This is a genomic window from Pleurocapsa sp. FMAR1 (assembly GCF_963665995.1).
Lineage (GTDB): Bacteria > Cyanobacteriota > Cyanobacteriia > Cyanobacteriales > Xenococcaceae > Waterburya.
Map to the genome: position 1 here is coordinate 3,033,596 of NZ_OY762512.1, position 24,875 is coordinate 3,058,470.

Annotated in this window: 32 protein-coding genes and 1 pseudogene; 13 read left to right on the top strand and 20 right to left on the bottom strand. The window is 37.9% G+C overall.

Going from position 1 to position 24,875, the window contains the following annotated elements:
- Nucleotides 1–29: 29 nt before the first annotated feature.
- From SLP02_RS14665 to SLP02_RS14690, 6 genes are all read right to left on the bottom strand, one after another.
- Nucleotides 30–503 (bottom strand): 2Fe-2S iron-sulfur cluster-binding protein, encoded by a 474-nt coding sequence (locus SLP02_RS14665; RefSeq protein WP_319421414.1) that lies wholly within the window; start codon nt 501–503, stop codon nt 30–32.
- 53 nt (nt 504–556) lie between these two features.
- Nucleotides 557–1,234, bottom strand: a complete 678-nt coding sequence (locus tag SLP02_RS14670) for a V4R domain-containing protein (protein WP_319421415.1) — start codon at nt 1,232–1,234, stop codon at nt 557–559.
- 2 nt (nt 1,235–1,236) lie between these two features.
- Nucleotides 1,237–1,722 (bottom strand): globin family protein, encoded by a 486-nt coding sequence (locus tag SLP02_RS14675; RefSeq protein WP_319421416.1) that lies wholly within the window; start codon nt 1,720–1,722, stop codon nt 1,237–1,239.
- A gap of 110 nt (nt 1,723–1,832) precedes the next feature.
- Nucleotides 1,833–2,090, bottom strand: coding sequence for a hypothetical protein (locus SLP02_RS14680; RefSeq protein ID WP_319421417.1), 258 nt, complete (start codon nt 2,088–2,090; stop codon nt 1,833–1,835).
- Nucleotides 2,087–2,797, bottom strand: a complete 711-nt coding sequence (locus tag SLP02_RS14685; RefSeq protein ID WP_319421418.1) for a V4R domain-containing protein — start codon at nt 2,795–2,797, stop codon at nt 2,087–2,089. The genes SLP02_RS14680 and SLP02_RS14685 overlap by 4 nt, the downstream gene beginning before the upstream one ends.
- Nucleotides 2,798–3,290: 493 nt before the next feature.
- Entirely contained in the window at nt 3,291–4,061 is a 771-nt protein-coding gene (locus SLP02_RS14690; RefSeq protein WP_319421419.1) for a pentapeptide repeat-containing protein, read from the bottom strand.
- A gap of 358 nt (nt 4,062–4,419) precedes the next feature.
- Here SLP02_RS14690 and SLP02_RS14695 point away from each other — a divergent pair, with 358 nt between their 5' ends.
- Nucleotides 4,420–4,767, top strand: coding sequence for a hypothetical protein (locus SLP02_RS14695; protein ID WP_319421420.1), 348 nt, complete (start codon nt 4,420–4,422; stop codon nt 4,765–4,767).
- A 281-nt stretch (nt 4,768–5,048) separates the two neighbouring features.
- Nucleotides 5,049–5,249 carry a hypothetical protein gene (locus SLP02_RS14700; protein WP_319421421.1) on the top strand — a complete coding sequence of 67 codons (201 nt, stop codon included), beginning with the start codon at nt 5,049–5,051 and terminating at the stop codon, nt 5,247–5,249.
- A 6-nt stretch (nt 5,250–5,255) separates the two neighbouring features.
- Here SLP02_RS14700 and SLP02_RS14705 read toward each other — a convergent pair whose 3' ends face one another.
- On the bottom strand, nt 5,256–5,813 hold the full coding sequence (locus SLP02_RS14705; protein WP_319421422.1) for a sugar O-acetyltransferase: 558 nt from the start codon (nt 5,811–5,813) through the stop codon (nt 5,256–5,258).
- A 296-nt stretch (nt 5,814–6,109) separates the two neighbouring features.
- Here SLP02_RS14705 and SLP02_RS14710 point away from each other — a divergent pair, with 296 nt between their 5' ends.
- The 3 genes from SLP02_RS14710 (at nt 6,110) to SLP02_RS14720 (ending at nt 8,545) form a co-directional block, all read left to right on the top strand.
- A complete protein-coding gene (locus SLP02_RS14710; protein WP_319421423.1) occupies nt 6,110–7,378 on the top strand; it encodes a pentapeptide repeat-containing protein in 1,269 nt (422 codons plus the stop codon).
- Nucleotides 7,379–7,595: 217 nt separating this feature from the next.
- The gene (locus SLP02_RS14715) at nt 7,596–8,117 is read left to right on the top strand and encodes a DNA-processing protein DprA (RefSeq protein WP_319421424.1); all 522 of its coding nucleotides are present in this window, start codon (nt 7,596–7,598) and stop codon (nt 8,115–8,117) included.
- Nucleotides 8,118–8,134: 17 nt separating this feature from the next.
- Complete coding sequence (locus SLP02_RS14720) at nt 8,135–8,545, top strand: MAPEG family protein (protein WP_319421425.1); 411 nt, start codon at nt 8,135–8,137, stop codon at nt 8,543–8,545.
- A gap of 3 nt (nt 8,546–8,548) precedes the next feature.
- Here the strand turns inward: SLP02_RS14720 and SLP02_RS14725 are convergent, their stop codons facing one another.
- The 3 genes from SLP02_RS14725 to SLP02_RS14735 all read right to left on the bottom strand — a co-directional run bounded on the left by SLP02_RS14725 (nt 8,549) and on the right by SLP02_RS14735 (nt 10,825).
- A complete protein-coding gene (locus SLP02_RS14725) occupies nt 8,549–9,097 on the bottom strand; it encodes a metal-binding protein (protein WP_319421426.1) in 549 nt (182 codons plus the stop codon).
- Nucleotides 9,098–9,229: 132 nt separating this feature from the next.
- On the bottom strand, nt 9,230–10,474 hold the full coding sequence (locus SLP02_RS14730) for an FAD-dependent hydroxylase (RefSeq protein WP_319421427.1): 1,245 nt from the start codon (nt 10,472–10,474) through the stop codon (nt 9,230–9,232).
- Between the two features lie 165 nt (nt 10,475–10,639).
- A complete protein-coding gene (locus tag SLP02_RS14735) occupies nt 10,640–10,825 on the bottom strand; it encodes a PCP reductase family protein (RefSeq protein WP_319421428.1) in 186 nt (61 codons plus the stop codon).
- 214 nt (nt 10,826–11,039) lie between these two features.
- Here SLP02_RS14735 and SLP02_RS14740 point away from each other — a divergent pair, with 214 nt between their 5' ends.
- Complete coding sequence (locus SLP02_RS14740) at nt 11,040–12,098, top strand: potassium channel family protein (RefSeq protein WP_319421429.1); 1,059 nt, start codon at nt 11,040–11,042, stop codon at nt 12,096–12,098.
- 125 nt (nt 12,099–12,223) lie between these two features.
- A complete protein-coding gene (locus SLP02_RS14745) occupies nt 12,224–12,394 on the top strand; it encodes a CsbD family protein (RefSeq protein ID WP_319421430.1) in 171 nt (56 codons plus the stop codon).
- A gap of 56 nt (nt 12,395–12,450) precedes the next feature.
- Here SLP02_RS14745 and SLP02_RS14750 read toward each other — a convergent pair whose 3' ends face one another.
- A complete protein-coding gene (locus SLP02_RS14750; RefSeq protein WP_319421431.1) occupies nt 12,451–13,149 on the bottom strand; it encodes a succinate dehydrogenase cytochrome b subunit in 699 nt (232 codons plus the stop codon).
- 114 nt (nt 13,150–13,263) lie between these two features.
- On the opposite strand from SLP02_RS14750, the gene SLP02_RS14755 reads away from it, so the two are divergent.
- Complete coding sequence (locus SLP02_RS14755; RefSeq protein ID WP_319421432.1) at nt 13,264–13,890, top strand: hypothetical protein; 627 nt, start codon at nt 13,264–13,266, stop codon at nt 13,888–13,890.
- A 58-nt stretch (nt 13,891–13,948) separates the two neighbouring features.
- On the top strand, nt 13,949–15,019 hold the full coding sequence (locus tag SLP02_RS14760) for a bifunctional aminoglycoside phosphotransferase/ATP-binding protein (protein WP_319421433.1): 1,071 nt from the start codon (nt 13,949–13,951) through the stop codon (nt 15,017–15,019).
- A gap of 83 nt (nt 15,020–15,102) precedes the next feature.
- Here the strand turns inward: SLP02_RS14760 and SLP02_RS14765 are convergent, their stop codons facing one another.
- The 6 genes and pseudogenes from SLP02_RS14765 to SLP02_RS14790 form a co-directional block, all read right to left on the bottom strand.
- A complete protein-coding gene (locus tag SLP02_RS14765) occupies nt 15,103–15,633 on the bottom strand; it encodes a pentapeptide repeat-containing protein (protein ID WP_319421434.1) in 531 nt (176 codons plus the stop codon).
- Nucleotides 15,634–16,082: 449 nt separating this feature from the next.
- Nucleotides 16,083–16,217, bottom strand: a complete 135-nt coding sequence (locus SLP02_RS14770; protein WP_319421435.1) for an isochorismate synthase — start codon at nt 16,215–16,217, stop codon at nt 16,083–16,085.
- A gap of 213 nt (nt 16,218–16,430) precedes the next feature.
- Nucleotides 16,431–16,790 (bottom strand): annotated as a pseudogene (locus tag SLP02_RS26705) (DUF5615 family PIN-like protein).
- Nucleotides 16,765–17,064: a hypothetical protein gene (locus SLP02_RS14780; RefSeq protein ID WP_413467383.1), complete on the bottom strand. Its 300-nt coding sequence runs from the start codon at nt 17,062–17,064 to the stop codon at nt 16,765–16,767. The pseudogene SLP02_RS26705 and the gene SLP02_RS14780 overlap by 26 nt, the downstream one beginning before the upstream one ends.
- Before the next feature lie 234 nt (nt 17,065–17,298).
- Nucleotides 17,299–17,970, bottom strand: a complete 672-nt coding sequence (locus SLP02_RS14785; RefSeq protein ID WP_319421439.1) for a MarC family protein — start codon at nt 17,968–17,970, stop codon at nt 17,299–17,301.
- A gap of 2 nt (nt 17,971–17,972) precedes the next feature.
- Nucleotides 17,973–18,260 carry a hypothetical protein gene (locus SLP02_RS14790; protein WP_319421440.1) on the bottom strand — a complete coding sequence of 96 codons (288 nt, stop codon included), beginning with the start codon at nt 18,258–18,260 and terminating at the stop codon, nt 17,973–17,975.
- An 860-nt stretch (nt 18,261–19,120) separates the two neighbouring features.
- Here SLP02_RS14790 and SLP02_RS14795 point away from each other — a divergent pair.
- Together SLP02_RS14795 and SLP02_RS14800 are read left to right on the top strand one after the other, a co-directional pair.
- A complete protein-coding gene (locus SLP02_RS14795) occupies nt 19,121–19,450 on the top strand; it encodes a hypothetical protein (RefSeq protein WP_319421442.1) in 330 nt (109 codons plus the stop codon).
- Nucleotides 19,447–20,220, top strand: a complete 774-nt coding sequence (locus SLP02_RS14800; RefSeq protein WP_319421443.1) for an alpha/beta fold hydrolase — start codon at nt 19,447–19,449, stop codon at nt 20,218–20,220. Before SLP02_RS14795 ends, SLP02_RS14800 begins: the two co-directional genes overlap by 4 nt.
- Here the strand turns inward: SLP02_RS14800 and SLP02_RS14805 are convergent.
- Nucleotides 20,213–20,776, bottom strand: a complete 564-nt coding sequence (locus SLP02_RS14805) for a DNA starvation/stress protection protein DpsA (protein ID WP_319421445.1) — start codon at nt 20,774–20,776, stop codon at nt 20,213–20,215. The genes SLP02_RS14800 and SLP02_RS14805 overlap by 8 nt on opposite strands.
- Before the next feature lie 407 nt (nt 20,777–21,183).
- Between SLP02_RS14805 and SLP02_RS14810 the strand changes: the two genes are divergently transcribed.
- Nucleotides 21,184–21,447 (top strand): Asr1405/Asl0597 family protein, encoded by a 264-nt coding sequence (locus SLP02_RS14810; RefSeq protein WP_319421447.1) that lies wholly within the window; start codon nt 21,184–21,186, stop codon nt 21,445–21,447.
- Between the two features lie 51 nt (nt 21,448–21,498).
- On the opposite strand, the gene SLP02_RS14815 is transcribed toward SLP02_RS14810, so the two are convergent.
- Nucleotides 21,499–22,701, bottom strand: coding sequence for a serine hydrolase (locus SLP02_RS14815; RefSeq protein WP_319421448.1), 1,203 nt, complete (start codon nt 22,699–22,701; stop codon nt 21,499–21,501).
- 334 nt (nt 22,702–23,035) lie between these two features.
- Complete coding sequence (locus tag SLP02_RS14820) at nt 23,036–23,794, bottom strand: RNA methyltransferase (RefSeq protein ID WP_319421449.1); 759 nt, start codon at nt 23,792–23,794, stop codon at nt 23,036–23,038.
- A gap of 302 nt (nt 23,795–24,096) precedes the next feature.
- Here SLP02_RS14820 and SLP02_RS14825 point away from each other — a divergent pair, with 302 nt between their 5' ends.
- Nucleotides 24,097–24,801, top strand: a complete 705-nt coding sequence (locus SLP02_RS14825) for a 16S rRNA (uracil(1498)-N(3))-methyltransferase (RefSeq protein WP_319421450.1) — start codon at nt 24,097–24,099, stop codon at nt 24,799–24,801.
- Nucleotides 24,802–24,875 lie beyond the last annotated feature (74 nt).

Genomic DNA, 24,875 nt, shown 5'->3' on the forward strand with positions numbered 1-24,875 from the left:
AACTTTTAATTGATTTAAGGATTTGAACTTTATGTACTAGTAAGATATTGGTCTACTTTGACCTGAGTATCTTGAAGTTGAGAAATCATTGTACGAGTAATTAATTTGCCTTCTTCGACCAAAATCTTACCGTTAAGCGGATGCAAAATATTCCGTTCTGCTCGACGACCAATTAAGCTTTCAACATCCTCAATTTCACTGACATACATCCCAGAAGGAAGTTCAACCACAATTCCCTCGCCTATGACTCGCGCTTGGCAAGCAAGACGTGAATTCATCCCACAGGTAGTGATGGTTCCTAGGGTGCGCTGTTCCTGACGATTAAGAGGAGAAAGACTTTCCATTCCCTCTTTGATATAAATATGACAGGTAGCACATCTACCCTTACCACCGCACTGCGGCAGGATATTTATCTCATTATTCAAGAGTCCAGATAATAGATTATCGTTTGTCTTAATAGATGTTTCTTGATTGATTGGGTCAAGCTTAACCGTTTTAGCCAAGGTAAATGCTCCTTATATTTTTAACTGCATATATAAATTGAAGAAGCCGAACATTAAACGCTAGCAGCATTTTCTTTACTAGTTAAACGCTGCATAATCGTGTCATGGTCTAGGTTTTCTTCTAACCAACTTTCTACTGGTTTAAGTCTTTCTAATAAACCCACAACAAAGTGATTAGACTCTGCTCCCAGAGATTCGCAAGAAGTTTGTATGCAGTGAAGATTTCGCCCAGTTAGTTGACTAAAAAAAGCACTATAAATACCTGCTTCTAAAAAACATTGAGGTTGATTTTCTAAAGTTGCTGTTTCTGCAAAAGCGGAATGCTGTACTTTAACAATTAAAAATCCCTGTTGGTAATAGTCCATATTTAAATCCATGATGCCCCAACCGTGGGTCTTCCAACATTGCTTCAAAGATTGCAACAACTCCACCATCTCCATTTGAGCAATGGGTTTGCCATAGTAATTACTTAATTCTTCTTCTAAGCGTCGGTAAAAATTTTTGCCCCACCAACGACCGCAGTTAAACAGTACTATTCCCGCAGCAGAGCCTACTTCTTCTTTTAAGCTGACATGAATTGCCTGAAGCAAAACCTCTGGCAAAGCTATTAGACGAGAGCCTTGACGATTTTTAATCAAACCAAATTCAAAATCTCCCTGGACATAAGCATTTGGCGCAAAATAATTTCCTAATAAGGATTTGTCTTTGACTAACTCAGCAATTTCAATCATTTTTATCCTCCTACAGTATTCAGAATTTTTTCACCTAAAAGTGTCGTCTGTGCTTGTGACAAAAAAGGCTTGATTAAAGCAAACTGTTCTAGGGAGAGTAACTTTTTCAACTGAGAGAACAATAAGTCATAAATGGTATTTTCTAAAGACTGCATTTGATGAGCCTGCACCATCTCAGTAAGCCATTCAAGAACACTGCGCTGAAAATACTCTGGGTTGTTGAGTAACATTGCCATAGCGCAATAACGCATTATGGACAGCCAGTGTTTCAAAGCTTTTTCCAAAAGCTGGGGGTCTTCTGCTGCATGAACTTTTGAAAGTTCTGCGGCTATGGGTTGAAAAATATCTATTTCATGGTTGCGTAAGTATTCATAGACTTCTAATCGTTTAGCTAATGATGCTGCGCAGATTTGGAATGCTTGTATTTCTAATTGCTTTAAATAGTGATCTTCTGCTAGGTACAAAAGATTTTCAATATCAGATTGCATAGTTATTGATTTAAAATAAGTTAGTGAAATTATCTAATCTCAGTTCATCACTAGGTGGCGAATCTGATTCTGGAATGGGTTCTAATTTTAATTTAGGTAAAGGTGCAATTTCAGAATTCGGCTTCCCAAGGGAAAAGTTGAAAAAAGCTGGCTACGGTTAAAGTCAAAGAAAAAACAGGGCGACTAATTTCTGACATTAGTTCACCTTTCCAGTTGCTGTGACTAAAGAAGTCTTCTATTTTCTGGCATAGCCAGGGTACTTCCTGAAAAATATCGTTAGTATCTACCGTATCTACTAAAGCTTTACCTGACCAATTACTCAGATTACAAAACTCTTGGACAGAAAAATGCTGCCATGAACTGCTCATTTAAGATATTCCCCGTTTTGCAACTGCGTTTGAATATCTTTAGCGGTAGCACCTTCATTTTGCCAAAAGGTAGCTGCATTGATAGTTTCTTTCTTGCCTAAAAGAAACTTACAGTAGGTTTCACCCATGGCATAGCACTGAATTTCGATGCAGTCTAATTCTTTTTTGATTAAACTACTAAAGAAACCCGCAAACAAACCTGCATAGATATGACAAACTGGTTTACCCACATCTCCTAAAGTACGAGCTACAGCAGAATCGAAGATATTAATAAACAAAAATCCATTTTTTTGGTCGCTAAGATCTATATCCCAGTTACCCCAGCCTTGGGCAGTAAATGGCCACCACCAAGCCTCTAATACATAAGGAAGAATATGTTGATTAATTCCTTTTTCGTAACCAAATTCTTCTTTAAACCATTGACTAAAAAACTTGGCATCTCTTTTGCCCCACTCCGCACCAATATTGTACATTACAACTGAGGAAGCACTACCTATTTCTTGTTCTAAGCCTTCGATAAGACCAATAATAAAATCTTCGGTTACTAAAATATCGCGGGATTGATTCCAGTCAATAATTTTGCCCGTATCACCTTGAAAACAGAAAAAATTATCTAACTTGTAGTGCTGGCGTTTTTTGGGAAATTTGCTTTTAAGAAAATGTTCATTAATCAGCTTTTTATCAGGCTTTGTTGTTGTTGAAACCATTTTTATATACTCTACTAATTTAATTAGGCAGTCTATAGTTTTTTTAAATTAAATTATTTAGTCTTAAATCTAAAACAAAAAACTAGATTTTGCCTCTGTATTTATAAGTATATGAAGTGTTCTAATTACGCAGATTTTAAACTGCACCTGCATTTCTACGGAAATAAATATCTAGGATAATTTTGCTAGGGTAAAAAAATATTTGATTGTGGCAGAACATTATTTAGTAAAATAATTCATCTATTCTTAAAACCAAAATAGTTATTCTGGACATCTTTAGTAGTATTTGTTTCTATCAATTTAGTTGCACAAAGATTGGCTTTACTAAAATTTACACCAGTTAAGTTTTCTCTATTTTATTTTCTAAGGGAGAGCAAATTGAGTTTTTTTAAACAGCATCTTTAGATACTATTCTGAGCAAAAATTGATATTTTATCGATAAAAATTAAAGCCTAGTATGGGTATTAATACTATAATAATTGATTAATAAAACTTAAATTCGTTTTGAAAAATCCTTGATTATTTGAGAGCAAGATTTAACAAAAGAATCCATCCAAGTTTGAAACCAGTGTAGTTGCTGAGAGCTTATTGAATCAGCTAAATCTCCTTGAAAAGATACTTGACTAGATTTATCGATCGCAAACTGATTGAGCCAATCAAAATCTGGGCGAGAAGAATTAAAATACTTGGCAGTCATTGTACCTCCCAAATATTTATTACTACATTGACAAAGATGAGCGAACTGAGCAATTAATTTCTCAACATTGCACTCGCCAATCATTCCTCGGCTCACGGGGTCAAAATCAGCAGGGAAACTGGTATCGTTATTATAAGAAGCTCCTGCAAGATTGGCAGTGCTTAGATCTACGGCGATTAAATTAGCTCCCGATAAATTAGCATTGCTAAAATTAGCTTCTATGGCAACTGCTGAAGTAAAACGAGCATTGATTAAACAAGCTCCACTCAAATCTGCTCGATTAAGAATTGATTCACTTAAGTCTGCTTCGGTAAGATTGGCATTTACCAGATTTATACGGCTAAGATGAGCTTTACTTAAATCGGCGTCGATTAAAGATGATTTACTCAAATCTGCATCACTCAAATCCGCATTTTTTAGGTTGGCGCGATTAAGATTAGCTTCTTTAAAATCAACTTGACTCAAAAATTGTTCCTTAAAATCTGCTTGTTCAAGTTGTGCTTGATGAAATTGCCTTATCCCCGAAGAATATTGCTCTATAAGCTCAATAGCTGTGTTTTTATCCACCAAAATCTGAATATTATTTAAAGTTACAATAAATATGGTATAGCATAGTTTTTTCTGGGAATTATTTAAGATAAAGCTTATTTTCCAACTGATTGAGATAACGATCTCAACTATCAATCACCCAACTCATTAATGTCCCTATGTCCAAAGGCTTGGTAATTATTTATACATATATTTAATACTCAATATTCTTCAGGTTAGTGCGAGCAATATCTAGAAGAGGCAAAATTGTCTATCCTGGATATTGCTATGTCCGCTAAAGGTCAGACATCCCTGAAAAACTATGCCAAAGTGAAAGACTGGCTATTTAAACCAAATGTTTATCTTTGCTATACAAATTAAATAATTTCGAGTTACCGTGACCGATAATATAGATACAGTTCTCTTTTGGGAGTCAGAAGGCGACGATCAACCTAATAAGTGTCGTATACGCATTTATTGGGTCACCTGGGAAAAAGCCATAGTTGTTGCCACAGATATTACTAATCGTCCTGGTAAGAAAATCGCTAATGTCACTCAAGAAATAATTAATTTTGTCAGCAATCTTTACGATTTATTTCCTAATAAGATGATGTTAGTTGAGCATTATTTACCAGGAACTTTGCCCGAAGATACTTATCTTCAAGTATTTGTCATCAATAACGAAGCTATGAGATATGAGATTGACAAGAGTAAATTAACGCAGTTGCTAGGAAAAGCTATATAAACAGCAGTTAACTAACCATTAACGCTAGCAGGAGAGAGAATGAGCAGAAATAGATTGAGAGCAGGAAGTGCGATCGCTCTGCCTATAAATGGAGCTTATACCATCTTGGAATCAACAGGTATAAAATCAATCTTCACCTGTCAATACTAATTCTCTAAGCATAACTAAGGCGATCGCCAAAAACCTTGCCTCAGAAGGTGCCTTAGTGATAATTAACGGGCGTTCTCCAGAATCTGTAGATAGCGCGAATCTCTAAACTTGCCTAGTAGGGCAAAAGTTATGTGCTTAGCCGCCGTTGGTTTTGCGTTGAAGAGATAGAAAAAGAATTTTTTGCTAGAGATCGTCCCACCTCTATTATTCAGAGTTTTATTGAGACCGAGGAAGTAGCAAACCTAGTTACTTACGTTGCCAATCCTCTCGTTTCTGCTACTAATGGCGCAGCGTTGCGGGTAGAAGGAAGTGTATTAAAATCAGCTTTTTAAATAATATCAAACCCTTTTGATCACTCGGCACGGATTACCTGCTGCGACCACATTACTCGGCATATCTTTAGTTACAACACTACCCGCACCGACAGTTACATTCGAGCCAATTGTTACTCCAGGACACACAATTACCCCTCCGCCAAGCCAAACATTATCGCCAATTACAACTGGTGCTGCTAATTCCTTCCCTGATAATCTCAATTCAGGATTTGTAGGATGATATGCCGTATAAATTTGAACCTTTGGTGCGAGTAAAACATCATTGCCTAAATGTACCGTATTGCAGTCGAGAATTGTGCAGTCGTAATTAATGTATAAATTATCTCCAGCAAAAATATGACAACCATAATCGCCATAAAAAGGAAGCTCTATAGTGAAATTTGAACCAATATTGCCAAATAAACTAAAAACAATATCTTTACGGCGATCTACTTCATCAGGCGATGAAAAGTTGAAGTCATAGAGCAATTGACGAGCGTGGAAGCGCATTGCAGTTAGTTCTTCATCTGCTGCCAAATACAACTCGTTATTCAGCATTTTTTCTCGCTCGGTTTTTTTCATAAAATGTTACTCATATTACTGTTTAAGAAAATAAAGGAAAGCTAAATGAATATTTCTGTTCGCCCAGCAGTAGTAGAGTTTTTGCCTCGACCACAAAAAAATTAATTGAAATGACTATAACTAATAACTGCTAGTAATAGAAACAATGTTTAATGCTAGCTGGCAGGGTAATGTGGAGGTAAAAAGCCTTACAAAAGGTCAGGTCAAAAGAAAGTTTGGTAAGCTAATAATCGGTAAAACAACTGAGTATACTGCAAGATGGTTGTATAGATTATTGAAAAAATACTGCATAACAGATGAACAGTGAAAGTTCTGATTCTACCCTCAATAATAATTTAGAAAAAATAACGGAACTAAAAACTAAAACAGAAATAGATGGACAATCTTTATCTTTGGTAACACCAGAATCAGCAGAACCATCGGTAACGCCAAGACCTCAAATTCCCAAGAAGAATGGTCGCAAGATTAGCTTTTCCCAATCCCAGTTAATTATCATTGCTCTTTTGCTCATGGGATTAGGCTTGTGGTTCGGGCTTCCCTGGTTAGGTATAACTAGTTCTATTGCTGCTTTGCTGCTTTCTTTGGGCGTAGTTTTTAATTCTGTTAGAAGTTGGATCAAAAAGTTTTTAACAATTCAAGAAAGAAGAAGCATTTTGGCTTTTACTGGCTTTGTTTTGGCGATCGCAGGGTTATGCAATTATTTAGGTATTTATAGAAATATTGGCAGATGGCTGACTCAGTTCAAATATGATGAATTTGGCTCTTGGGCTGACTGGATCGGCGCCTTGGGGCAAATTTTAATTGCTATTCTGGCGGTATATGTAGCTTGGGCGCAATATGTAATTTCTAAAGATCTAACTATTCAACAAAACCGTATTACTCAACAACAAACCATCGACACTTATTTTCAGGGAATCTCCGATCTAACTTTAAATGAAGAAGGTTTACTAGAAGATTGGCCTCAAGAAAGAGCGATCGCCGAAGGTAGAACTGCTTCCATCCTCTCCAGCATTGACGAAGATGGCAAATCAAAAGTAATCCGCTTTTTGTCTCAATCACGTTTACTCACTCCTCTTCAAAGAGATAATCGTTTGGGCAGAGCAATACTAGATGGGAGTGGAGGATATGCTGAAGATCGTCCCTATGGAACTAGAGTAGTTGACCTTGGTGTCATGCTAGCAGGCGCATATTTAGTGGGACAAGATCTGCGCTGGACAGATTTGAGCGATGCTAATATGGTTCGAGCCAATCTAAGTCATTGTGACTTAGTAAAAGCTAATCTTGCGCGTACTGTGCTTTACGAGGCTAATTTAGCTGGGGCAGATATGAAAAGTACTCGCTTGTTTTATGGTTCAGTAGAAACTTCGACTCCTCGTAGCATTACTGCTCAACCAGACTATAAAACAGGCAAACACACGGGAATAGTCGTTGAAAAAGCCAACCTTTCAGGAATTAAGCGACTAAGTGAAGAACAACGTTACTATCTATGTGCTTGGTGTGGCGAAAAGTCAAGAGCTACTGTACCTGGGGGTTGTGAAGGTATTCCCAATAAATTGGGTAGATAAATTATATGTTATTTGTCTTTTATTAAAGATATGGAAAATCGAGGTCAACAAGGTGATTTTCTGTAGAGCGTTTAATGTTTAATTAAATGGAACTACTTAGCATCTAGATAATCAGTAATTACACAAGCGTAAAGTTTTGCACAAGCTGTCTTCCTTTGCCCGACAATATTTTGTTACAATTACCTTCGGTAAAATTAAGTTGTGAAAAATTTGTTCATTGAGCCAACAACCATTAGACACCGTAACTATTAGCGATCCTAGTCTCGATACATTAACCCAAGAGTTAGCTGCTATTCAGCAGATTGATTCCAAACGAATTGCTTTATTAGGTTCTCGTCATGTACCTCTGATGCACCAACAGCTAATCGAAATGATGAGCTACGCTTTGGTATTAGCAGGTAATCGCCTAGTAACGTCAGGAGCAATTGGGACAAACTCAGCAGCCATTAAAGGTGCAATGCGCGCCGATGCCAACTTACTTACGGTAATTCTTCCCCAGAGTCTATCCCGTCAGCCTAGAGAATCAAAAAAACAATTGGAAAAAGTTATTCACCTAATTGAAAACTCTAGTAACGATCATTTATCTTTAGGTGAGGCGAGTGGTATGTGTAATAGCGAAATTATTGCCCGCAGCGATCAATTAATTTGTTTTGCTTTCCACGATAGCGGTACTCTTTTAAAGACCTGTAAAGAAGCAGAAGAACAACGTAAAATAGTTACCCTATTTTATTTTGATTAGATAGCTTAAATAAACTTATGAATTTATCTGTTAGCGTAATTCTGCTTTATTCGATAGTTGGGGCGGTTATTTTGGTGTACGCACCATTTTTAGTTGTGGCTTGGGGACGTTTACAGACAGGATACGATCAGTCTGCACCTCGCGCCATGTTCGATAAACTACCTGCCTTTGCCCAAAGAGCAACCTGGGCGCATCAGAATAGCTTTGAAGCCCTAACTATTTATGGCTTGGCTGCTTTGATGGCTTACGCTACGAGGGTAGATTCAGATTGGGCAAAAATTGCAGCGATCGCCTTTTTGGTAGCCCGTTTACTTTATTCTGTATTTTACATTCTTAATATTCCCATCGGGCGATCGCTAATGTTCGCGCTCGGCTCTTTATGTGGCTGGACTTTGTTTGCACTCAGCATCATCCAGGCAATGAATTAAAGGTTATCGTTTGACTTGGGTAATTTTAGCTGTTTTTGCCTGCTTTTTCTGCAAACGTTTTTTGTGACGCGAACTAATGAAATCGCTGATGCTATGGCTCATAGCACCCAACTCTAAGCCCAGAAGTAGAGCCATAGTTTCCTTTAAATATTTGTGAGTGAGTAAATATGACTTGTCCAGCACAAATTTATGCCAATTCCAAGGGAAACCCCAAAACAACTGAGCAATTCCCACCAGCAAAATAGCTAGCCAAGCAATAACCATAAATAGATATAAAACTCGAATACAAGTACCAATTATCGGGCCGTGAGTAAATAAAGAGCGATGGCGGAAAAACATACGGTAAGGTATCCAGATCCCTTTCAAAAAGCCCCAGCGTTTGTATTGTATAGAACGAATATCTAAATCGGGACCAAACATTAAACCACTAAACAAATATCCTCCAGAAAGAATTAGAGTCAATCCGCTGTTACGGGTTAAACCGTAACTAATTCCAACTATCCAAGGAAGAGTCCAAAGAGTAATTCGATCGTGGGTGTTACCAGAAGGCATAGGTTAATTCATCGATCAATGTAGCTAGGATAAGGTACTTTGGATAAGAATGAGAAATAATTAATCCTTAAAATAGCAAAATAAAACATATTTTTGGCGAGTCAGCCCGCGTCCTCCATTCGTCCAAGCCTGTTAACGTTGAGCTAGCTTTGGTGTTTTGCCTAGTAAACCTGTCATGAGTTTTAAAGCAAAAATTTTCAATGGTTTTAAATAGCTGATTGACCATAATCCTAAACGACGAAATACCACCATAGGCAGCCAATTATTAGAAAACATTCTGTCTAATAAATCTGTAAAGCCCAAAATAGCTAAATTTTCTATTTTTCGCCAGCCTTCATAGCGTCGCAAAACTTTGAGATCGCCAATATCTTGCCCTTGGTGATGAGCAGTCTGCAATACCTGTGCCAAACTAGCCGCGTCGCGAATACCTAAATTTAAGCCCTGTCCGCCAACGGGATGACAACAGTGAGCAGCATCTCCCACTAAAGCAAGACGAGAACTAATATAGCGATCGCACTGCATTAACTGTACAGGAAAAACAAGGCGATCGCCTACTAGCTCCAAATCTCCTAAAACTCCTCCTGTATAGGTTTGTAGTTTCGCTAAAAAATCTGTCTCGTTTAATTCTGCTAAAGCCTTTGCTTCTGCGTGGGGATGTGTCCAGACAATTTGACAGCGGTTTCCTGGTAGAGGCAACACTCCCATTGGGCCACTGGGCCAAAAACGTTCAAAGGCAGTATTATTTTCTAAGGCAGTATGCTTAATTGTAAACGCCACGCAGGATTGCCAGTACTTCCAGCCACGGGCTTTAATTCCTGCTAAACTGCGAATGTGCGATCGCGCTCCATCTGCTCCAACTACTAGTTTAGTTTTGATTAAACGTTTTGACTGGTTTACTTTGAGTTCTATGAGCGAAAAAGTTTTCTCCGTTACGACATTTGTTACTTCTCCAGGACAAAGCCAAGTAAGGTTAGGGCAATCTACAAGATGCTTTTGGAGAGCGGTTAAAACTATGTTGTGTTGAGCTACATAGCCCAAATACTCTCCTGAAAAATCCTTGGTGCCAAACTTTACCTGTTGAGGATAATCCCCATCAGATAAGCTGATATTGCTGTATTTGCCAATGTAAGGCACTATTTTGTCCCAAATACCAATGCCCTGATAAATACGACTAGATAGAGGAGAAAAAGCATAGGCTTGGGTTTTTGCTGCTGCCACCTCTAATGGTCGAGCTTCGATAATAATTATCCTCAAGCCAGAATCTTTTAAAGCTGCTGCTAAAGTTGCACCGACAATGCCACCACCGACAATTGCTAAATCACAGTCTAAATCTGCTAAATCTGCCGAACTAATTTCTGGTTGCTTTTTAACTAACATTCTTAAAGGATTGCACGAGAAAATAATATATAAGTATACATACTTCTCTTCATTGTGACGCGCTCGGCATTTAAGAACAAGTTTTGAAGGGATGAGTTAAGGGTAAGGAATAAAAGATAAAGGATGAGGAGAAATAAATAACATAAGATTAGCAACACTTAAGAGCTATTGTCCAAACTCAACTCTAGCTTGTTCTACAATCTCGACAGTAACTTCTTCTAATTTTGCTTCTCGTGCCATCGCTTCAATTTTTTGGCGTGCTTGGGGACGAGCAAAAAAGGGAATCATTTTTAGTTTTGTCTGTGCTTGAAGTGTCCAAGCTAAGTCATCGGTCAAATTAAAATTACTCATCGTTAACCCCTAAATTTCGCTATAGGTTTACTTTTATTGTAAATTCTGATTTTTACTTAGGCTTAACTAACTTAGCTAAAGTTAACTTCTATTTTTAGCTAGGTTAGTAGTTTTTAATACAAAACATAAGTCTAATACTGAGATTAGATGAATAACAGTCCGCTCTTGTTCTATTTCCCATTTAGTCAAGACTTCTCAAGACAGCAAGTAAAGTATGCAGGAGTCATTTAAGCGCATTCTTACGGGAACGATTATTTTTGTTCTCACCCTGGTAGTAGCAGTAATTGGTTATGTTTCATTTGGTTGGACGTTATTAGACTCAATTTACATGGTAGTGATTACCATTTTTGGTGTGGGTTATGGGGAAGTGCATCCTTTAAGAACCCCACCAGAAAAGATTTTTACCATGATGGTAATTTTGGCGGGAACAACATCGGCAGTTTATATCGTAGGAGGTTTTGTACAGATGGTTGCAGGAGGAGAAATTAATAAGGCTTTAGATAGTCGTCGCCAGGATAGACATATAAAACATTCAGAAAATCACGCTATTATCTGCGGTTTTGGGCGCATGGGGCAAATAATAGCTCAACAGCTACTTAAAGATCACCAGAAGTTCGTTATTATAGACCAAGAAAGCGATCGCGTTGCCAAAGCTGAACAGATGGGCTACTTAGCTACCCAGGGCAATGCTACTGATGAAAATTTACTGATATTTGCTGGCATTGAAAAAGCCAGAGTCGTGGCTACAGTCCTACCAAATGATGCTGCTAACGTATTTATTACCCTAACGGCTCGTGGTTTGAACAAAGGTTTAATTATCCTGGCGCGAGGAGAGTTACCAAGCACAGAAAAGAAACTAAAGCTAGCAGGAGCAGATCGGGTGGTTTTACCTGCTATTATTGGCGGGATGCGGATGGCAAATTTAATTACTCGTCCAACTGTTACGGATTTTCTCAAAAGTAAAGGCGATCGCCATTATCTTGATGAATTGCTGAGTCAAATCAATGTGCAAATTGATGAATTAGTAATTAATAAAAGTTCGCCTTTAGCAAACAAAAGCGTTGGTCAAATAGAAGTACAAGGCAAAGGCACTTTTATTATTGTTGCTATCCGTCGCGAGGATCAAACCGTAATTAAAAATCCCGATCGCAGCGTTATGCTAAGAACAGGAGATACAGTTATTGTTATGGGACATGAGGGTGATATTCCTAAATTTGCCAAATTTAATGAGCTAAAAAGCAAAATGCGCTATCGAGGTTCGAGCATCGGCTAATTCAATGAACAATTATCAATGATTAATTAGCAGGGAAAAATTATTGCTTTTGGTAGATTAGTTAGAAATAAAAGTTATTTACAATCAGAAAAGTAAATATAAAATATTTCCAGGAAATACTAATTATGAGTACTGATGATAAATCCAAAAAAATGGCTGATGAGTATGGCATGAAAGCCAAGGAAGCTATGGATAAAGTTACTGACGAGCAGCCTCCCGAAGTCAAAGAAAGAGTAGATAAAGTGCAAAATGCTGTAGAAAAAACAATTGATTCGGCAAAAGACGCTGTTAGCTAACAGATATATTTATCTCAAGCTAGGGAGAAATATCAATTCTCTCTAGCCGCTAATTATCAATTGACAAAATCAAAATAAATAGACAAAGGTAAGATTACAAAACCAGTCGCGATTAAAATAGCTGAGATAAGGGCGATCGCATATACAAAAGGACTTATCTTAGAGTTAAGCACACCAATTGATTGCCAAGCACTCCAAATACCGTGACGCAAATGGAAAGCTAGCATAACCATCACTCCCGCATAGCCGAAAGCATAGGCTGGATTGTGAAATTTCTCAATGACTAAACGAGATAAGTTACGCATCTCAACTCCATCAATAATGGTTGTGTAATATATCCCAAACTTAAAAGTTGCTAGATGCAGTACTAAAAATCCTAGCAATACAACCCCAGTAATCAGCATACTGCGAGAACTTAGAGACTGTTTGCTAGGCTCACCTACGCTTTTGATTTGGCTATATCCAATTGGTCTTGCTTGCAAAGTATTTAATCTAATTTTGATCCCAACTACTACGTGGAATATCGCCAACCCTAATAAGCTAAACTCAATAACATAAAGTAAAATGCCTAAACTTTCGAGAAAATGCGCTAGCTGATTATACGCCTCGCTACTAGCTAATAAAGTCAAATTCCCCGTCATGTGAACTAGCACAAACAAAGACAAACCTAAGCCTGTAACGCCTGTAATAATTTTTTTACCGATGGGAGAAGTATAAAAGTTAATTAGCTTCGGGCGATCGCTACTTATAGTCATAACAATTTTAATAATCTATACGGTTCATTGTAAACCTTGTTTTCGTTTGTCCTAATCAATGATTCGATTGCTATACTGATTTATTTTCTAATTTTTGGCAAAACTTTTCTAGTTATGGTTGATATTTCCCAATTAATTGCTCGAATGCAGCAGCCTGATTTTTATCCTCACGATGTGGAGCAAAACATTGAACTAGTTCAAACTCATGCTTCCTATATCTTTTTGACAGGTGAATATACCTATAAGCTAAAAAAAAATGTTGACTATGGTTTTCTAGATTATTCGACTCTAGCTAAAAGGAAATTTTTTTTAAATGAAGAGCTAAGACTCAACCAGAAAATAGCTCGCGAACTATATTTAGAAGTTATGCCGATCGGTAGTAGCGATCGCAGATTCGTTCTTGGCAACTCTGACCATATTGTAGAATACGCCTTGAAAATGCGTCAGTTTCCTCAAGAAAACTTGTTCAGTAATTTGTTAAAAGCTGGTAAGCTCAATTGCGATCGCTTTATTAAGTTAGGAAAAATCGTCGCTAAATTTCATTCCTCTGCTGAGAGTAATCATTACATCAATAGTTTTGGCACTGTAGCTAAGATTAGTAGTGCTTTTGCAGAAAACTATCGCCAATCTCAGAAATATATCGGCACAGTCCAAACACAGAAACAGTTTGAAGCAACAAAAGCTTATAGCGATGCTTTTCTTGATGCGCGTACATGCGGCAAAGCGCCTTTGTCTTGCTAGCGGGTGTGGAACAAGCTCCCTAAACGGGAGCGTTTCCACCCGCTCTGACGGCGACGCGGTGAGACAGTCCGTTGCGGAGGTTCCCTCCGTTGTAGGAACTGTCGAACCCTTTAGGGGGTCGCATCGCTTTCTTGCCGAACGACAAGATTTATTCCAGGCTATGGTCGATCGAGGCAAAATAAAAGAATGCCACGGTGACTTGCATCTCAAAAATATTTGTCTATGGAAAGACAAGATTCAACTATTCGATCGCCTTGAATTTAACGAATCTTTCCGTTTCGTTGACACGATGTACGATATTGCGTTTACCATCATGGACTTAGAAGCGCGTAAAAAACCAGAGTTCGCCAACGCTTTTGTGAATAGCTATCTCGAATATACAGGGGACTGGGAAGGGTTACTTATATTGCCACTCTATTTAAGTAGACAGGCTTATGTTAGAGCTAAGGTAAATTCTTTTTTGCTAGACGATCCTCAAGTCGCTGAAACAGATAAACAAGAGGCTAGAAAAGCTGCTAGTGATTATTATCGACAGGCTTACCAATATACTCATAGTAGATTAGGCAGTATAATTTTGGTGTCTGGCTTATCAGGGTCGGGTAAAAGTACAGTGGCTCAATACATTGCTAGAAAGAAAGGTGCAATTCAACAAGCGCGTGGAACAAGTCAAAACAAGTTCGGCGTTTCCGCGCTTCAGATTCGCTCCGATGCTGTTCGCAAACATTTAGCAGGGATATCTCCAGAAGAGTCTGGCACAGATAATATTTACTCTCAAGAGATGACTCAAAAAACTTACGCTCGCCTTAAGGAATTGGCAATTATTCTGGCACAGCAAGGATACATGGTAATTCTCGATGCCAAATACGATAGCCTTAGTCTGCGTCAGTCTGTGATTACCCAAGCCCAGAATAATAATATATCTTGGAAAATAATCCACTGTAGCGCACCTGTATCTGTGTTGCGCGATCGCTTAAACCAACGTCAAAATGATATCTCCGATGCCACCGCCGACTTGATTACCAATCAGCAAGCAAAAGCAGAAGATTTCTCCCCAGCAGAACAAGCCCACGTAATAGAAATAGATACATCTCAAGCCAATTGGCAAGAAAAACTGAACAATGTCATCTAAACATTGTTCAACCAAAATCATCACTTTTGACTTCTGTACGGGCGAACGGTTGTTCGCCCCCCTAACTAAATTTTGACTTCATTCTATCCTGACCAACTAACCCAATGGTGAGAAGTATTTTCTTGCTTTCTTTCACTTCCACCCCAATTTATATGTTCTATAATTGCGTTCTTGGTTTCCGCTACAGAAATATCTGTACCAGCTAGTTTTGCTTCAGTCAAATCTGCACCGCTTAAATCTGCGCCACCAAGATCCACATCAGTCAAATTAGCACTGCATAAATTAGCACGGTGTAGATTAGCGCAGCGTAAGTCAGCACCACTCAAATCCGCGCCTCTGAGATCGGCATTTTCTAAATCTGCACCAATTAGATTTACTTCTGATAAATTTGCCCCTATTAAGCTAGCGTTAGTCAAATTAGCGTTAGTCAAATTAGCCTGTTCTAAACAAGCACCGCTTAAATCAGTATCACTGAGGTCCGAATCACTAAGATCTGCTTGAGTTAAGTTAATTCGTGTTAGGTCGGCAGCTTCAAGATGAACAGAATGTAAATTTGCACCCTTAAAATCTAATATGCCATAACGATATTGTCGAAGTAATTGTGTAGCTTTCATAATCGTTTTGTTCCTTTTTGCTTATTTAACAGTCAACTCAAGAAACACCACCAACAAGAGTTAACTATTAGCTGTACATAAAAATTAGAACCTTCAAATCAACTATTAAAACTTATAAAAAGCGTTAGTTGTAATTGAGATTTATAATTTATAGTCTTCATAACAAAATATATTACAAATAAAACTTGAGGAAGTTGTGAAGGAAAATATTATCAAATTAATTTATGTCTTTTGCTTATTTATGCCGCGACATTTAATATTGTATGGCGATCGCCTAAAATTAATTCTCGCTGTTATTTATACTTTTAATTCAATAAAAATTACACAGTTTTAAAATTGATATTAAACTAGAAAAAAGCCAGCAGGGTTTTTCCATTTCTACTGGCTAGGACATAAACGATAAATTTTTACTCCTTTCTGCAATAACTAAAATTTTAGAAATACTTCTCTTAGTCCTCGCCAGGATCTCCGCTAAAAGGCTGCACCCCTGATTTTGGATAATCGTCGTCTGTAGGTTTAAAGAGTCTTGAAACTCCATCCCAAAGATATTGAGTTGTATCTTTTATCCATATAAAAATCTTCATATCTTTTACCTCTTTAATTAATTATTCAGCTAAGAAATCTCGATTTAATTGTTGTTTTGTCAGAGGATATTCCAATTTATTTTATGGCTTAAGAGTAGTAATAAAGTTTGAAGAAATTGTGAGGATGACTAGATATTTGATGACGATATTTACTACTATTTATTAACTATTACCAGACCTTTAAATAGAGTATAAAGGTCTGGTAATTTTGATTTAATAATTCCACTGATTGAGAGAGATAAATTGATTGGCTAAGGCGATTCCTGCTCTTTCAATATTGGCGATCGCTTTAACTAGCTCTTGGCGACTAATATCTTTGGAGCGATTATTATTTTGATAGACAGCTAAAATACCTGGATGCTCTAAGTTTTATTGATGAAGAGCTTCAAAGTCATCGCAATTTTGGGTAAGCAGTACACGGTTTCCTATTCTGGCATAGTTTAAAACTAGAAAATCTTCTTTTCCCGACAAACCAGCTTCGTTTGCTGTTTCCACATCATGACCAACTTTCCTCAATAGGCTAACTAAAGGTTTAGCTTGAGAATCCTCATCGATAAGTAATCGAAGGCTCAATAGTAACTCCCTCAAGCACAATACGACGTTCTTTAGCTGCTTCTTGTTCTAGTAGTTCTTGATGGCTCTGACAGTATTCAATAACTTCTTCGATTGCAGCTAGTGGCAAATCCCAGTTTTCTAATGCCTCAGAAGGAGTATCGTCATTAACAATCATGTCCGAATAGATAACAGATGCTTTAATTCTTTTTCCTTTGATATAAAGTTGTTGTCGCCAAGGATGAGGGCGGGGTTCTAAATATTGCCATTGAGTTTTTGATGTATTGGTAGTCATGTTTATGCTATTAAGTTTCTCAGCGATCGCAACTCGGACAAATTCTTGCCAATTATCTTTGGTTTCCAATTCTTTCTTCATCAAAGCTGGTACTTCGATTGTAAAGTAATTACCATTGCTATTCAGCAGCGCCAATTCTCTATGTTTAAGTCATGTTCATACATCATAGAGAAACGAAAATATCAAAGTAACGATCCATCCAATCCAAATCTTTATCTGCTTAAATTTGTACCTTTAACTAGCCGCATTCAAGACGATATTAGCTACCCAATCAGCTAAACCATTGAGGATCAACTTAACCCCAACTGCTAAAATAAATAAACCCAACAAACGGCTTAGAGCTTTTATTCCTGTCTCTTTGAGAGCTAATAGCAGCAAATTGCTAAAGCGCAAGCACAAATAGAGTAAAGCACCAACAATAATAATCGCCAAGCCAACAGCTAGCAGGTTAATTCCCGTTTGCCAATCAAAGCTGTGACCCGCCTCGGCTGCTAACCCCAAAGTTATGGCGATTGAGCCTGGACCTGCTGATAGGGGAATGGTCATGGGGATAAATGAAATATCCTCATAGTTTTCTTCATAAGTTGTTGAATTTTTAGCTGCTGTTGGCTTAAGTTTAGGTTCGGAGTTGAGGGTTTGCCATCCAGCTTTAAATACAATGATCCCGCCAGCAATTTTTACTATTTCTAAGGAAATACCAAAAAAGCGTAAAATATTGCCACCAACTAACAAAAAAAAGATTAATAAGCAAACTGCATAGATAGCCGTTTGACGAGCATACTTTTTTCTTAATTTGAAGGGTGTACCAACCGTCAATGACAAAAAAATTGGTACTAATCCAATCGGATCTACTACGGGAATTAATGCTGCCAAGCTCTGGACTAAAAAGCCACAAAATTGTTCCATGTTTATACCGCAGTAGGCTGTTTTTGTGATTTGTAGAAGTTAATTAATCCCCCAGCTAGAATAATTGCCCTCTTACGCGAGCTTAGGGTATATGTCAAAGTATAAATGCGATCGCTATTCTCGTTTTTAACTCGAATGTCTTTGCCTTCTTTTAGTGCTGCGTGTAGTCCGACAAATTCTAATCGGTCATCCGCAGCAAAGCGATCGTAGTCTTGAGGATTGGCAAACTCTAAAGGAAGAATACCAAAATTAATCAGATTTTGCCAGCCCATTCGGGCATAGGCGGGCATAGGATTTAGCTATAACGGCAATTTGCCCTAGATAACGTGCGATCGCTGAAGGGAAACCTTCACCGCCAGAGTGGAATAGCGCTTGGGTTCTTTAACTCAGGGCATCAGTTGCGGAAGTGCGCCTTACTTCTCGCAAAGACGGCACTCATTCACCGCTCACCAATCATATTTAACTTGCGGTTTATCGTCTGTTTGCAAAACGAAACCTCTTAATTAATTTTGTAAAACTTGTTACTAGCTTATTGAAAATAATAACTAGTAACGCTCCAATTCGGCATTATTGAGAATAATTATAGGTAAATGCTAACAAAACTTAACAAAAAGCGATTATTTAAACAACCGCCCATTTATCTTTAATCTTTTGTATCAATTAGTTTAAGCCAGATAAAAATCTACAAAAGAGAATATATACAAACCGTTTCAGAATAATAAGACTTTCGCTAAAAATTATTTTGTACAGGCGATTTATTAAAAACAAAAGAAAATAGTTGTCAATAATCTCAATTTACCTGTATGGTGATTATTGGACTTATTGATAATTAAAATCAATAGTCAAACAAGGAGGTTTCAATTGTGACCGCCATCATGGAAAACTCTCAAGGAGTTAATAATTATGCAGATATTCCTTAGCAAAGAGTCAATGCTCGTTTAAAAGATTTATCAGGTAAATTGCTGGGGGCAAACATAGCCCAAGCTGCCTTATACGTTCTACAAACTATTCAATCAATCAACAGGAATAAATCATGGCTAAAATTGGTCTATTTTACGGTTCAACTACAGGCAAAACCGAAGCAATTCAAGAGGCGTATTGTCTGTTGCTTTTCCCTTTTCTTTCTATATATTACTAGAATCACCTACTTATGCTGCATCTAGTCTTATGTTTTAGTGTTTGGACATTAATTTTTACTTTCTTATGCTGGCGATCGCTCACCATCATTAAACAGGCTGTCAGTTATCTCAAACGCCTCCATCAAATACCCTGCGATAAATGTGTCTACTTTACCCGAGACTACAGACTCAAATGTACGGTCAATCCAAGCATTGCCATGTCTGAGTCCGCAATTGGCTGCCGAGACTTCCTCTATGATAATCAGCGCAGTATATGTAATGGTTGTAAAAACCAGTGTATTGACATCAGAAAAATACCCAAGTATTCCCTATTTAAGCGTAAATCAACCCACTTAAAATGAAGATATCTCCTGCAACGGCACCAGTTTGGATTAATGCTAATCCTAGTTTCAAACGTTTTGATGGTCGAATTGTCCGTTATTTATCTCAACAAGTTCCTATAGCTTACTGGGAATACCATCAGACGCTTGACGAAGCGAGTAGTTTAGATATTGCTCTAACTCTACTTCACGACTATCTTAAGTCTAAATCTGAACTAATCAATCTAGTCGGTCATGGAACAGGAGGCTTATTAGGATTACTTTACGCTCGTAGATATCCTCACCGAGTAAAATCTTTGACTTTGCTGGGAGTAGGCTGCTCTCCTGCAATTGACTGGCAATCACATTATTATCAGATGCGGAAACTGTTACCGTGCAGTCAAGAAATGCTTTTGGCACGTATGGTTCAAATGATGTTTGGTCATCAAGATCGAACAAATGTATTAAATTTAATTGAAATTCTCCAACAAGATCTATACACTGCGCCTACTGCTCACTCCCTATATCAAATGGATAGAATCAAATCTGGAGGAGTATCAATGCCCATGATGATCTGCGGTAGTGAGAATGATGGAATTGTCGATTTCTCTGCACTGCAAAGATGGTCAGATTACTTAAAAGATGGTGATGTACTGCGGATAAGTCCTTGGGGACATCACTTCTTCCATTACTTCTTTCCCGAATATACGGGCAGAAAAATAATTAAATTCTGGCAGAATGTAGAATGGCAATCGCGTATCTCTTCTGAACTGATTGGTTCAGAAGAGACTGGTTATCGGTTTGTTAATTAGAACCATTGGCACTATTACCAACAAAAGCCAGGGTCAAACTATCGTGAACTAAGAAGTGTTGTAAATGATAAGCTCTTTCTTCAGTTTTAAGTAAAATCTGCTCGTACAGGTAGCGAGTAGCGCGATCGCCTAAACTTTCTGCTTGTGATGCTTGCTGACGTAGGAGTTTGATAATTTCTTGTTCTGCTGAGAGATCGTGTTCTACCATCTGACGTTCGCCAAAAACACCGTCTTCTTCTTGCTCAAAGCAACATAGTTCAGCTAATTTAGCAAAGCTAGCCGCAGGAATTCCACCTAAACCATTTTGTCTTTCGCCAATGTCATGAACGTGTCCCTGTACTTCTTCATAGCTTTCGTTAAAAAACTCATGTAGTGAATAATATTCCGAACCTTCTACCACAAAATGATGCTTTTGATATTGCAAATATAAGCCTTGGAAACTAGACAACACAGCATTAAAACCTTCACATACTGGCGTAGTGACGCTTTTATCTAGTAATACTGGATTGTCTTCTACGTGACCAAACGGACGTAATAAACCTGTGGTAGTAGACATACTCTTGCTCTCTCATTAAGGTAAGTTTTATTGATAATCTCAATTTAGCATGAAAAGCTTATTGCAAATTTAAACTTGCTAAATTATCGTGATCAATTTCAGATAAAAAAATTGCCATAAGACTTATATCTTATAGAATGCAAACTATTCTTCTTCAAAGTGTAGTGATATATGGCTTTGAAGAATAATACGGGTTTTTAATAAACAGTAAACAAAAGTGATTGTGAACTTCATTACGAGTGAGATAAATCACAACTATTGCAAGTTATTAGCATTAATATGTATATTGGATTTGAGAAAGATAAGCTTCTAGCGCATTTGTATAAATACTTAGAGTTTACAACTGCTTTGTTAAAGCTGGCATCTGCTAAAAACCAAATATAAAAAATTTTTCTTTAAGCAAAAACATGAAATCGAGTCCCATCAATCAACCAATTATTCATCTTGTCGGCATCAAGAATACGGAACGATGGAGCATATATCATCGTTTACAGCAGCTAGAAATTCCCTGTAGGTGTTCAACCAATCAACCTTTGGAAGTAGAACTCGATAATCCAGGTGCGATCGCGCAACTTTACTGCGTAGTAAAACAGTCAACGGCATCTCGTAGTGAACTAATTGATTGGCTCGATGACTGTTGGAGGCTAAAGAGCAGACGAAATTTTAATTGAGATTTTGGTTAACTACTGTGCTTAAAACTTAAAGCTGACCGCGAAGCGATTTTAAGGATGCTGAAAATACTGATAAGTTTGGCGAGACACTTCTTGAATTAACTCTAGTGCCTGAGAAGAATTATCAGGTCGTTTGACGAATATAGAGGCAATATAACGTTTGCCGTTGGGCATATCAATCATACCTACATCAGCTAATACCGATTTAATGTCTCCTGTTTTGTGAGCAATAAGTGCTTCTGGTTCTAGACCTTGAGGTAGTAAACTATCGTTTACTATGTTGCCCATAATGTGTAACAAGCGATCGCGCGCTCTTAATGAAAGCAAATCACCACTATCTATTTTGGCTAATAAATTACCCAAGTCTTCTGCTGAAGTAGTGTTAGTCCCTGCTAAATCTGGCAGTGGGTTACGTAATCTGGTTTGGGTCAATTTCATTTTGGCAAATCGCTGGTTTAATGCTTCCATTCCTCCCAAACGTTTGATAAGCATATTTGTGGCGGTATTATCACTAATAGTCATCATCTTAGTAACAGTTTCTAAAGCCGAAAACTTACTACCAGGCTTTTCATAGCGCATATTCCCAGAGCCATCGCCAATTACATCTTTGGTCATGGTTAACTGTTCATCTAAGCCAATTTTTCCTTGGTCAACATCTTGCAAAAAAGCAACTACAATGGGCAGCTTAATCGTACTGGCTGAAGAAATGCTCTTGTCCCCCTCAATACTGACAAATCCTTTGGTATCAAGATCGACTAAAAAAAATTCAGGTTCTAACTCAGGATATTGTTGTACCAAATTCTCTAGCTTGAGCTTAAGAGGATTTATTTCTTTGCCTAAAGAAGCGATCGCAAATAAATTTTCTAACTTAGCTTTGTTTTGAGAATTTGCTGATACTTTGCTGGCGGTAGGAGAGTTGTTGACAGCAACAGAATCCTTGAAAGAATTGGCTAAGGAAATAGTTGTTCCCAAGATTGTACTCAGTCCGACGGCGATCGCTACTGCATAAACAGCTAGCCACAAAGGCGATCGCGATTTTTGCTGCTGAAAGCGTTTATTTTTGCCAGGGCTATTAGACGAAAGTTTATTTTTTGAAGCTTCTAAGTTATTTCTGAGTCGGGGATTTTTGGCAGCAACTCCTTTAGCTTTCGGCTTTATTTGCTTTGGAAGTTTGACTGATTTTTCTGGTTGTTTCAGGTTAGATTTGCTGGCTTTTACTCTGGCAAGAGGAGACTTTTTGCCTTTGCGATTCACTCTTAACTCCTTGGGAGACAACTACAAAATAACTTTAGCCAGATTATGCGGGGTTCATATCAGTTCTCGTGTATTAACTAAATACTTGGAATTCATCAGCCAAAAATAGTTAACATCATGGCTCACCATTTTTTCAATTTTGCTTAATCCTAACTCTTATAGCTAGATATTCCGCACTTTGAATGATAAACGAGATAATAATCTGCGGTCATGAATAGTATGTAATGTTTCTCTCGCAAATTACACTGATAGAATTACTGATTTTTAGATGTATAGAGTATGTCAATATTGGTGTGATTAATGAGCCTCAGAAATTAATTGCCATGAATACAAATTATTCAGATTGATTTTTAATTGCCCAACGAACCTGACGCAAAATACCCCTAAGCATTGCTACCTCTTCTGGTTGCAAATTGGCTTTATTATACAAACGACGAAATTTTTCCATTTTCACAGGAACGGTGTGGGGATGCAGGTAGCCAATTTTTAACAGTACTGATTCAAGATGTTGATAATAACCTTCTAGTACATCTATTGGTGCATGGTTGGGAGTTAATTCGGGTATAGCTTGAGGTTGGTCGGCAAACGTTGCTTCTTCAGGGCTATGACTGAGCTTTAACCAAGTCTGATACAGTTCATAACTACAAATGGCTACTGCTTGAGCTAAGTTTAGGGAAGGATAATCAGGATTAGACGGAATAGAAATAAACCTTTGGGCATATTTTAGTTCATCGTTACTTAAGCCTCTTTCTTCTGCACCAAAGAGTAAGGCAGACTGTACGTTAGGTGTCAGTAGCCAAGGAAGTACTGTAGGGGCAGGTTCTAGCTTAATTGGTACACTACGGGAACGGACGGTAGTGGCGATCGCTCTTTGGCAACCAGTCAAGGCAACGGGCAAACTATCTACAACGATCGCATTTTCTAAGATATCTACCGCGTGTACCGCCATTCTTCTTGCGTCTTCAGAATGGCGATCGCATTGAGGATTAACCAACACCAGTTTAGTCAGACCCATGTTTTTCATAATTCTGGCAACTGAACCCAGGTTTAACTCTCCCGCAGGTTCAACCAGCACAATTCTAATATTCGACAACAAGTTTTCCACTATTCTAAATTAGCTTAAATTAGCAATTTTTTAAAACCCTATCCCACCAATATAATTTGTATCTTTATGAAATTACTCGCTGTAAGCGATCGCCCCTGAAGAAGCAAAACTACGGATTTCAATAAGGGAGTGGAAGCAAGAGATTAACCGCATCTACAAATAGAAATTCTCTAAAAGCTCTGAACGCAAAGCAAATTAGTATCATAATTATCTCTGTTGGCGATCGCATTTTCAGAGCGATCTGAATCTAAGTCGAAGCGTTTTGATGTTATAAAAAGGACTGTTAATAATTGACTTATCGTTTAGTAGTTAGATCTCAACAAATACAAGAGCATAAAATAACTTTAGATGCTCAACAGCAACACTATTTATTGCGAGTATTGCGGTTAGGGAATGGCGATCGCTTTATTGCCCTCGATGGTGCTGGTAATTCTTGGTTGGCAGAAATTACGGCTCAATCAGCAGAGATTATAGAACCAGTTGCTATCAAAACAGAACTGTCTGTATCTCTAACTCTCATTACTGCTTTACCCAAAGGAAGCGGTTATGAACAGGTGGTGCGCTGCTGTACAGAATTAGGCGTAAGCAATTTTATGCCTGTAATTAGCGATCGCACTATTCTCAAACCTAGTCTCAATAAAGTTCAACGCTGGCGCAAAATTGCCATCGAAGCAGCAGAACAGTCTGAAAGACAAATTGTTCCGAATGTTTTTGAGCCTGAAAAGTTTACTTTAGCAATTAATCGCCTTTCAGCTAACCAAGACAAATATATTTGCGTGGCGCGAGGAGATACACCGACTCTCTGGAACTCTTTGCAAGCTAGAACTCAGCCAGAAATAGTTATTGCCACAGGCTGCGAAGGTGGTTGGACAGAAGCAGAGGTAGAAAAAGCGATCGCTGTTGGTTTTCAACCTGTATCTTTAGGCGATCGCATTCTCCGCGCCGTTACTGCACCTATAGTTGTCTGTTCTTTAGCTATCGCTGTTTTAGAGTAGAAAAAGTTATTTCTTCATCCCTCGTCTTTCATCCCTTTTTTTGTAACACTTAATACGAAACAATTACTAATTAA

Bases quoted from the DNA above. Each gene is read 5' to 3' on its own strand.
- SLP02_RS14685 (WP_319421418.1), bottom strand. From the start codon at position 2,797: ATGGTTTCAACAACAACAAAGCCTGATAAAAAGCTGATTAATGAACAT.
- SLP02_RS14740 (WP_319421429.1), top strand. From the start codon at position 11,040: ATGCAGGAGTCATTTAAGCGCATTCTTACGGGAACGATTATTTTTGTT.
- SLP02_RS14680 (WP_319421417.1), bottom strand. From the start codon at position 2,090: ATGAGCAGTTCATGGCAGCATTTTTCTGTCCAAGAGTTTTGTAATCTG.
- SLP02_RS14810 (WP_319421447.1), top strand. From the start codon at position 21,184: ATGAAATCGAGTCCCATCAATCAACCAATTATTCATCTTGTCGGCATC.
- SLP02_RS14730 (WP_319421427.1), bottom strand. From the start codon at position 10,474: ATGTTAGTTAAAAAGCAACCAGAAATTAGTTCGGCAGATTTAGCAGAT.
- SLP02_RS14710 (WP_319421423.1), top strand. From the start codon at position 6,110: ATGAACAGTGAAAGTTCTGATTCTACCCTCAATAATAATTTAGAAAAA.
- SLP02_RS14705 (WP_319421422.1), bottom strand. From the start codon at position 5,813: ATGAAAAAAACCGAGCGAGAAAAAATGCTGAATAACGAGTTGTATTTG.
- SLP02_RS14745 (WP_319421430.1), top strand. From the start codon at position 12,224: ATGAGTACTGATGATAAATCCAAAAAAATGGCTGATGAGTATGGCATG.
- SLP02_RS14725 (WP_319421426.1), bottom strand. From the start codon at position 9,097: ATGCCTTCTGGTAACACCCACGATCGAATTACTCTTTGGACTCTTCCT.
- SLP02_RS14805 (WP_319421445.1), bottom strand. From the start codon at position 20,776: ATGTCTACTACCACAGGTTTATTACGTCCGTTTGGTCACGTAGAAGAC.
- SLP02_RS14780 (WP_413467383.1), bottom strand. From the start codon at position 17,064: ATGACTACCAATACATCAAAAACTCAATGGCAATATTTAGAACCCCGC.
- SLP02_RS14675 (WP_319421416.1), bottom strand. From the start codon at position 1,722: ATGCAATCTGATATTGAAAATCTTTTGTACCTAGCAGAAGATCACTAT.
- SLP02_RS14750 (WP_319421431.1), bottom strand. From the start codon at position 13,149: ATGACTATAAGTAGCGATCGCCCGAAGCTAATTAACTTTTATACTTCT.
- SLP02_RS14800 (WP_319421443.1), top strand. From the start codon at position 19,447: ATGAAGATATCTCCTGCAACGGCACCAGTTTGGATTAATGCTAATCCT.
- SLP02_RS14720 (WP_319421425.1), top strand. From the start codon at position 8,135: ATGAATTTATCTGTTAGCGTAATTCTGCTTTATTCGATAGTTGGGGCG.
- SLP02_RS14670 (WP_319421415.1), bottom strand. From the start codon at position 1,234: ATGATTGAAATTGCTGAGTTAGTCAAAGACAAATCCTTATTAGGAAAT.
- SLP02_RS14770 (WP_319421435.1), bottom strand. From the start codon at position 16,217: ATGAAGATTTTTATATGGATAAAAGATACAACTCAATATCTTTGGGAT.
- SLP02_RS14795 (WP_319421442.1), top strand. From the start codon at position 19,121: ATGCTGCATCTAGTCTTATGTTTTAGTGTTTGGACATTAATTTTTACT.
- SLP02_RS14785 (WP_319421439.1), bottom strand. From the start codon at position 17,970: ATGGAACAATTTTGTGGCTTTTTAGTCCAGAGCTTGGCAGCATTAATT.
- SLP02_RS14755 (WP_319421432.1), top strand. From the start codon at position 13,264: ATGGTTGATATTTCCCAATTAATTGCTCGAATGCAGCAGCCTGATTTT.
- SLP02_RS14735 (WP_319421428.1), bottom strand. From the start codon at position 10,825: ATGAGTAATTTTAATTTGACCGATGACTTAGCTTGGACACTTCAAGCA.
- SLP02_RS14765 (WP_319421434.1), bottom strand. From the start codon at position 15,633: ATGAAAGCTACACAATTACTTCGACAATATCGTTATGGCATATTAGAT.
- SLP02_RS14790 (WP_319421440.1), bottom strand. From the start codon at position 18,260: ATGCCCGCCTATGCCCGAATGGGCTGGCAAAATCTGATTAATTTTGGT.